The following is a 6,811-nucleotide window of genomic DNA, read 5'->3' on the forward strand; positions in this document are numbered from 1 at the left end:
CGAGCGCACCCGCGTCCTCGCCCCCGCCGACGACGCCTGGCACTTCGGCTACGCCCGCACCCTCAGCAAGGTCCCGGTCCCCGAGTGGGACGGCGCCGACCGCACCTATCCGCTGCGCGGCGCCTACCCCGCCGACTACTTCTACGAGGTGCCCGAGGGCGCCCGCCGCTGGATCGCCTCGCTCGACGCCGACGGCGGCGGCCTCGTGCAGACCTCGACCGATCTGCTGCGCGGCCGCAAGCTCTTCGTCTGGGGCGCGGGCCCCGGCGGACGCCGCTGGCAGCAGTGGCTGACCGAGCCCGGCACCGGCGGCTACGCCGAGATCCAGGCCGGGCTCGCCCGCACCCAGCTCGAGCACATCCCGCTGGAGGCGGGCGAGGAGTTCGCCTGGCTGGAGGCGTACGGCCCGCTGACCGCCGACCCGGCGGCCGTCCACGGCGCGGACTGGGCCGCCGCCCGCCGCGAGACCGAGACCCGGCTGGAGGCGGCGCTTCCGCGCGCCGCCGTCGACGCGGCCTACGCCGCCTGGCGCCCGTACGCCGACGCGGAACCGGCGGAGCGCCTCGCGACCGGCTCGGGCTGGGGCGCGCTGGAGATCGAGCGCGGTGGATTTCAGCTGTCGGGGACGCCGTTCGACCCCGACACGCTGGGGGAGGAGCAGGAGCCGTGGCGCCGGTTGCTGCGCACCGGCGCCCTGCCCGACTGGGAACCGGGGCCCTCCCAGGCCGACCCCGGCGCCTCCGTGGTCGCGCCCGCCTGGCGCGACCTCCTCGAAGCGGCACCCTCGACCGGCGCCGCCGAGTACCACCTGGGCGTCGCCCAGTGGCACGCGGGCGACCGCGCCCAGGCCGAGCGCAGCTGGGAGCGGTCGCTGCGGTGCGCGGAGACGCCCTGGACGCTGCGCTGTCTGGCCGTCGCCGACACCGCATCCGGCCATCCGGCGCGCGCGGCGGAACGGCTACTGCGCGCCGTACGGCTCCTCCTCGCCTCGGCCGCCGCCCCGGAGCCCGAGGCGCCCCCGGTGCTCGAGACGGCGGGAAGGGGGCAGGGCGTGGCGCAGAGGGAGGCGGGGGCCGTTTCAGTGGCCGCGCCGCCCGTCGCCGCCGACCCGCTCGCCCTGGAGACGGCCGAGGCGGCGCTCGGCCGGGAGGCGATCCTCGCGCTGCTCGCGGCCGACCGCGCCGACGACGCACGGGCGGTCCTCGACGCGCTGCGCCCCGCCATCCGCGCACGCGGCCGCTTCCGGCTGCTGCGCGCCCAGGTCCTGCTGGCCCAGGGCGACGCCCTGGCCGCCCGCGCCGTCTTCGACGAGGGCTTCGAGGTCTGCGATCTGCGCGAGGGCGACGAGGCGTTGAGCGACACCTGGTACGCGATCGTGGAACGGCTGGCGACCGGCACCGAGGACCCACTCAGCGAGGAGGCCCGGGCCCGGACCCGCGCCGAGCACCCCCTCCCCGCCCACTACGAATTCCGCATGCGCCCCGCCTAGCGGGCCTACGGCCCGCAGGTGGCATACCGGGGTGCGCCCACCTGGCGAGCGGGCCGACCGGGCCGCGTCCGCATGCGTCCCGCGCCCTGCGAGGGGCCGGGCCGTGCGGCGGCCTGGCCGGTGTGTGCCGGTGTGGTGAGTGCTTGGCCGGGTTGCGCCCGCGCCCAGCGAGTGGTGTGGGTCAAAGTGGGGCGCCTGCTGGGCTTGGTCTGCGGGTGGTCTTGGCTGGAGGTCGGTTTGACCGGGCTGCGCTCGCAGGCGGTCTCGCGGAGGCGGCCCGACCCAGGCCGCGTCCGCATGCGTCCCGCGCCCAGCGAGGGGCCGGGCCGTGCGGCGGCCTGGCCGGTGTGTGCCGGTGTGGTGGGTGCTTGGCTGGGTTGCGCCCGCGCCCAGCGAGTGGTCTGGGTCCAAGTGGGGCGCCTGCTGGGCTTGGTCCGGGGGTGGCCTTGGCTGGAGGCCGGTTTGACCGGGCTGTGCTCGCAGGCGGCCTCGCGGAGGCGGCCCGACCCAGGCCGCGTCCGCATGCGTCCCGCGCCCTGCGGCCCGCATCGCGTCCCGCCTGGCGTGCGCCCGCGTAGCGGCCCGGGTCGCGCCCGTCGGCGGCCCGTGCCCTGCACGGTGCGTCGCCCTGACCGGTGTGCGCCCGCAGCGTGGGCCCTCGCGGGCCAGGGGGTATAGGGCTGGTCTGCACCCGCATAGCGGTGCCCCATGGCGGGCACCCGGGCACGCACGTCGGCATGGCGCATCGGCGGAAAGGAGCCGCGTACCGTGAGGACACCGCATGATCCTGGGGCGGATCCGGAGGATGAGGGGATTCCCGATCTGCAGGACGGGACGCCCGAGCAGCAGTGGGCCGAGGATCCTGAGCAGTTGCCCGTGGCCGGGGACGAGCCGACGATCGCCGTGTACCGGGACACCACGAGCGCGGAGACGCGTGAGCGGGAGTCGCTCGACGAGCGGTTGACCGATGAGGAGCCGGAGGCGGGGGAGCCGATCGGCAGCGTGGCGGAACCGGCCGGGCTGCTGTACGACGAGCCGGACCCCGACCTCCCGCGTGAGCAGGACGTCTACTCCCAGGAGGGCTCGACCAGCGGGCTGTCCGCCGAGGAGGAGGCGGTCCGGATCAAGAGCGATGAGCTCCGGGATGTGGACGATCTCTACGAGGAGGTCGACGACGAGGAGGCCATCGTGGATCCGGGACCGCCCTCCTGACGGGTCTGCCGGACGGTGTGTTCACGGGCGGGTCACGCCGGGTTCCGGTCGACGTACTCGAAGATCGAGCCGTCGGGGTGGCGGGCCACCAGGGTGCGGCCCACGGGGGCGGGCAGCGGACCGGCGACGATCTGCCCGCCGACCGCCGTGAGATCGGCGATCGCCTCGTCCACGTCCTTCACCGCGATCGTCGCCGTGATCTTGCGGAGAATCGACATCTCCGACTCCGGTCCGCTCATCAGGAAGAAGCAGCCGACCGCCGCGACCGCGACGGGGCCGCGCTGGAAGCGCACCGCCTCGGCTCCCGTCAGCTTCTCGTAGACGGCGATCGCCGAGTCCAGGTCGTCGACGCACACGCGGAGTGAAGTCCCCAGAATATCCATGCGGGCGAGCCTAGTTGAACTGCTCAGACGCGGCAGAGGATCTCACCGTGCAGGACGGCGAACCAACCGTCCGGGGCCTCGCCCCACGTCCGCCACGCCTCCGCGATCGACCGCAGCTCCTCCTCCGTGGCATGGCCGCCGTCCACCGCGAGCCGGGCGTAGGCGGAGGCGACCGTGCGGTCCGCCCACAGGCCGCTCCACCACGCCCGCTCCTCCTCGGTGGCGTAGCACCACGCCGTGGCGGTCGAGGTGATGTCGGTGAACCCCGCCTCCAGGGCCCAGGAGCGCAGCCTGCGACCGGCGTCCGGCTCACCGCCGTTGGCGCGTGCGACCCGGCGGTAGAGGTCCAGCCAGCCGTCCAGCCCGGGGACGGACGGGTACCAGGTCATGGTGGCGTAGTCGGAGTCGCGCACCGCCACGATGCCGCCAGGCGCGCACACCCGTCGCATCTCGCGCAGCGCCCCCACCGGGTCGCCGACGTGCTGGAGCACCTGATGGGCGTGGACCACGCAGAAGGAGTCGTCGGGGTGGTCCAGCGCGTGGACGTCGGCGACCGCGAAGGAGACATTGGCCAACCCGCGCTCCTCGGCCACCGCACGGGCCCGCTCCAGGATGGCGCCCTCCGCGTCGACGCCCGTGACCCGCCCCTGGGGGACCAGCCCAGCCAGGTCCGCGGTGATGGTGCCGGGGCCGCAGCCGATGTCCAGGATCCGCATATGGGGCCGCAGATGGCCGGTGAGATACGCGGCGGAGTTGGCCGCGGTGCGCCAGGTGTGCGAGCGCAGCACCGACTCATGGTGGCCGTGGGTGTAGACGGCGGTGTCCTTCGGCATGGCGGAACTCCCCCTTCGGGACCGGTGAACGGGTGGCTCCACCGTAGAAGGCATCTCGCATCACGAGAAGAACCGTCTCGACATGCGAACGGACTTGACGGCGAAGGGGCGGTGGGGACACGAACCCCACCGCCCCTTCGGCGGAATGTGCTGCGGGAATGGTCATGCGGGAGGTCAGGGCGGTCCCGTCACCTGGACGGCCCCGTCACATGGGCGGTCCCATCACATGGGCAGCCCCGTCACATCGCCCCGGCTGATCACGCCCAGCGCGCGCCCCGCCTCGACCACCGGGAGCCGGCCCACCGCATGCCGCCGCATCAGCGCGGCAGCCTCGGCCACCTCCTCGTCCGGCCCGATCGTCACCGGGTCCGGGGTGCATACGGCATTGCAGGTGACGGCGAGCGGGTCGACGCCCTCGGCGACCGCGCGGAGGGTGATGTCGCGGTCGGTGAGGACGCCGAGCACCTCGCCGTCACTGGCGACCAGCACATCGCCGATGTCCTGTGCGCGCATCAGCTGCGCGGCCTCCACCAGCGAGGCGTCGGGGCGCACCCAGATCGCGGGCCGCGTCATGACCTCCCGCACGGGGCGTGTCGGGTCGCGAGGTGGGTCGTGGGGCATCTGTCCACCTCCCCCTTCGTGGGTGATGTGTTGCCCGCAGTACCCAGCCGGGGCGGGGAATATGCGCGACGGACGCACGCCGTCCGCGATCCCTGAGCGATCCCCTACGTGTTCGGGTGCAGCCCCAGCGCCGAGACCACCTCCTGCACCGTGTGGAACGTCCGGTCCGTGGGCAGTTCCTCGGCCATAGCGATCAGCCCGTCCGGTGCGTGCCGGTCCTCCAGGACGTCCAGCAGCTTCTCACGGTCCGCCGGGAACGACGTACGTCCCAGCCGACGGGCGAACTCGAACCGCACCGCCTCGGCCTCGCCGGTCGTCCCCCGCGCCGGGATCGGCCCCAGGGCGACGTCCGGGTCGTCGTCGGCGCCCGGCTCGGGGTCGTGCCACTCCTCGGCACGGGTCGGGTGCCCGGAGCGGATCAGCCCCTGGAGCTCGTGCTTCATCTCGTCGTCCTTGTGGACGCTCAGCCGGTCGCTGCCTCGCTGCATGTCGGTCCCCTTCCTCAGCGGGTCCGTATGTCTCCCGGGTCGGTCAGCCCCCGGGATATGTCAATCGGCTCCGGGACGGTCGAATCCGCTCCCGGATGTTCAATCCGCGCCGCCCTCGTAAGGCCAGCGCAGCAGGGCGCCGAGGCCGCCCACCGGGATGTCGTCGCCGTTCGGCTCCGCCTCGGCCGGTGCCACCGTCAGCGCTTCGGCGCCGGTGGCCACGACCGAGCGGATCAGCGCGTCGTCGGCGCGGGCCGGGGCCGGCCGGGTGTCGCCCAGGTACTGGACATCGGTACGGCGCAATGCCAGCTGGTCGGGTTCGGTACCCACCCATACCTCGCGGTACAGATCGGGCCCGTCCGGGCGTATCAGCAACGAGCCTATGCGGTGCTCACGCGCCGCGTCGACCAGCGCCGGAACCCCCTCGGCGGCTTCCACGCGCCCGCCGGAGGGCATCCGGCCGGCCCGGAACCGCTCCAGCGCCTCCTCGCCGCGCTCTTGGGCGTACCGGGCGCGTGCGTCATCCACCTCCTGGTCCAGCAGCCGGGCGGCGTTGCTGCCCGGCGGGGCGGAACCGGGGGCGCGGCCCCCGCGCGAGGTCTCCACCGCCGCCGAGCGCAGCTCCTTGGGCAGCTGCTCGTGGACCGCGCGCCGCTCGCGCGGATCCCCGGCCAGCACCACCAGATCCGCGCCGGTCTCCTGTCGACAGGCGTCCAGCTCATCGGCGATCAGGGCCGCGTTCCGCTCCCAGGTGTTCTCCGTCTTGAGCTGGAAGTGGCGCTCCGACCAGTCGGCGGTGGCGGTCCGGTGCACCGGCCACTGCCGACCCTCCACCGAGCCGACCCGGTCGCCGCCGTGTGCGTCGCGCAGCTCGATGTCCGCGCCGGTGCGGTCGATGTACGCCACCAGGCAGGACGGGTCCTCGCCGGTCAGCTCCAGCAGCGGTCCCACATGCGGAAGCGCCGACCAGCACGGGGGCTCGCTCATCGGCGGCGGGGTCAGCAGCGGGGTGTCGAGGACCACCTCACCGGCCGAGGCGAAGACGGCCCATCCGGCCGGTCCCGCACCAGGCGGCAGAGCGGCCAGCCTCTCGTACACCGCACGGCAGGTGGCCTGGTCGGCGCCCTGCCCTTCCAGCCGGCGGGTCGCCTCGCGGGCGGCGCGCTCCTGCTCGTCGGCCGCGGACTCGTCGGGGTGCGAGGTGTCGAAGTAGACGCTGGCCCAGGGGCCCGGGCGGTCGTAGAGCGGTTGGAGATGTCCGAGTCGCATGTACTCCCTCCAGATTTCGCGTCCCCCACGCGTACCCATGACGACGGCATCGACACGAGGTCGTCGGGACGATTGGGGCCGAGGTTCGAAGCCGAGGTTTGGGGCTCGTGGGGGAGGGGACCCGTCGATCGGCCGAGCGGCCCGTAGGGAGTGAGGAGCGGCGCCGGACGCGGGATATCAGGGGCCGGGTCCGGCGCCGTGCCCTGTCGAGATGCCCTGCGGAAGTGCCCGCGTACCCGTGGTCCGCTCGCGTTGACGAGGACTGTTGGGGACTGTTAACGAGGGTGGGGCACGGGTACCCGGCGGCGCATGACTGATAAATCGGACTATCCGAAGGCGGGCATACCCTCGGCCGGCGACCTGGCGGAGCCGGTCGCACGAGCCGTCCGCGAAGAGGTCCGCCGGGAGCTGCGCGAGCAGTCCGGGCGGCGCGCGGTCCGCCTGTATGGTGGCGCGGCGGCGGCCGCCCTCTACGCGGGGGGTGCGCTGACGGCGTGCCTGGTGCTGCTGTTCGCG

The 6,811-nt window shown here is 74.0% G+C and carries 7 protein-coding genes and 1 pseudogene; 3 read left to right on the forward strand and 5 right to left on the reverse strand.

Going from position 1 to position 6,811, the window contains the following annotated elements; all coding sequences use genetic code 11:
- Nucleotides 1–1,489: DUF5107 domain-containing protein (locus GWI24_RS37775; RefSeq protein WP_210950566.1), on the forward strand; the 1,489-nt coding region annotated here is incomplete at its 5' end.
- 768 nt (nucleotides 1,490–2,257) lie between these two features.
- On the forward strand, nucleotides 2,258–2,701 hold the full coding sequence (locus GWI24_RS37780) for a hypothetical protein (protein WP_210950567.1): 444 nt from the start codon (nucleotides 2,258–2,260) through the stop codon (nucleotides 2,699–2,701).
- 32 nt (nucleotides 2,702–2,733) lie between these two features.
- Here GWI24_RS37780 and GWI24_RS37785 read toward each other — a convergent pair whose 3' ends face one another.
- The 5 genes from GWI24_RS37785 to GWI24_RS37805 all read right to left on the reverse strand — a co-directional run bounded on the left by GWI24_RS37785 (nucleotide 2,734) and on the right by GWI24_RS37805 (nucleotide 6,295).
- Nucleotides 2,734–3,084, reverse strand: a complete 351-nt coding sequence (locus GWI24_RS37785) for a VOC family protein (RefSeq protein WP_037962492.1) — start codon at nucleotides 3,082–3,084, stop codon at nucleotides 2,734–2,736.
- Nucleotides 3,085–3,107: 23 nt separating this feature from the next.
- Complete coding sequence (locus GWI24_RS37790) at nucleotides 3,108–3,917, reverse strand: class I SAM-dependent methyltransferase (protein WP_210950568.1); 810 nt, start codon at nucleotides 3,915–3,917, stop codon at nucleotides 3,108–3,110.
- Between the two features lie 222 nt (nucleotides 3,918–4,139).
- The gene (locus tag GWI24_RS37795) at nucleotides 4,140–4,490 is read right to left on the reverse strand and encodes a CBS domain-containing protein (protein ID WP_247617445.1); all 351 of its coding nucleotides are present in this window, start codon (nucleotides 4,488–4,490) and stop codon (nucleotides 4,140–4,142) included.
- A gap of 152 nt (nucleotides 4,491–4,642) precedes the next feature.
- Nucleotides 4,643–5,026, reverse strand: coding sequence for a DUF2795 domain-containing protein (locus GWI24_RS37800; RefSeq protein ID WP_210950570.1), 384 nt, complete (start codon nucleotides 5,024–5,026; stop codon nucleotides 4,643–4,645).
- A gap of 99 nt (nucleotides 5,027–5,125) precedes the next feature.
- A complete protein-coding gene (locus GWI24_RS37805; RefSeq protein WP_210950571.1) occupies nucleotides 5,126–6,295 on the reverse strand; it encodes a Vms1/Ankzf1 family peptidyl-tRNA hydrolase in 1,170 nt (389 codons plus the stop codon).
- A 309-nt stretch (nucleotides 6,296–6,604) separates the two neighbouring features.
- Here GWI24_RS37805 and GWI24_RS37810 point away from each other — a divergent pair.
- Nucleotides 6,605–6,811 (forward strand): annotated as a pseudogene (locus tag GWI24_RS37810) (hypothetical protein); the annotation flags it as partial.

Source organism: Streptomyces sp. MK37H (assembly GCF_018035285.1).
Taxonomy (GTDB): Bacteria; Actinomycetota; Actinomycetes; order Streptomycetales; family Streptomycetaceae; genus Streptomyces; species Streptomyces endocoffeicus.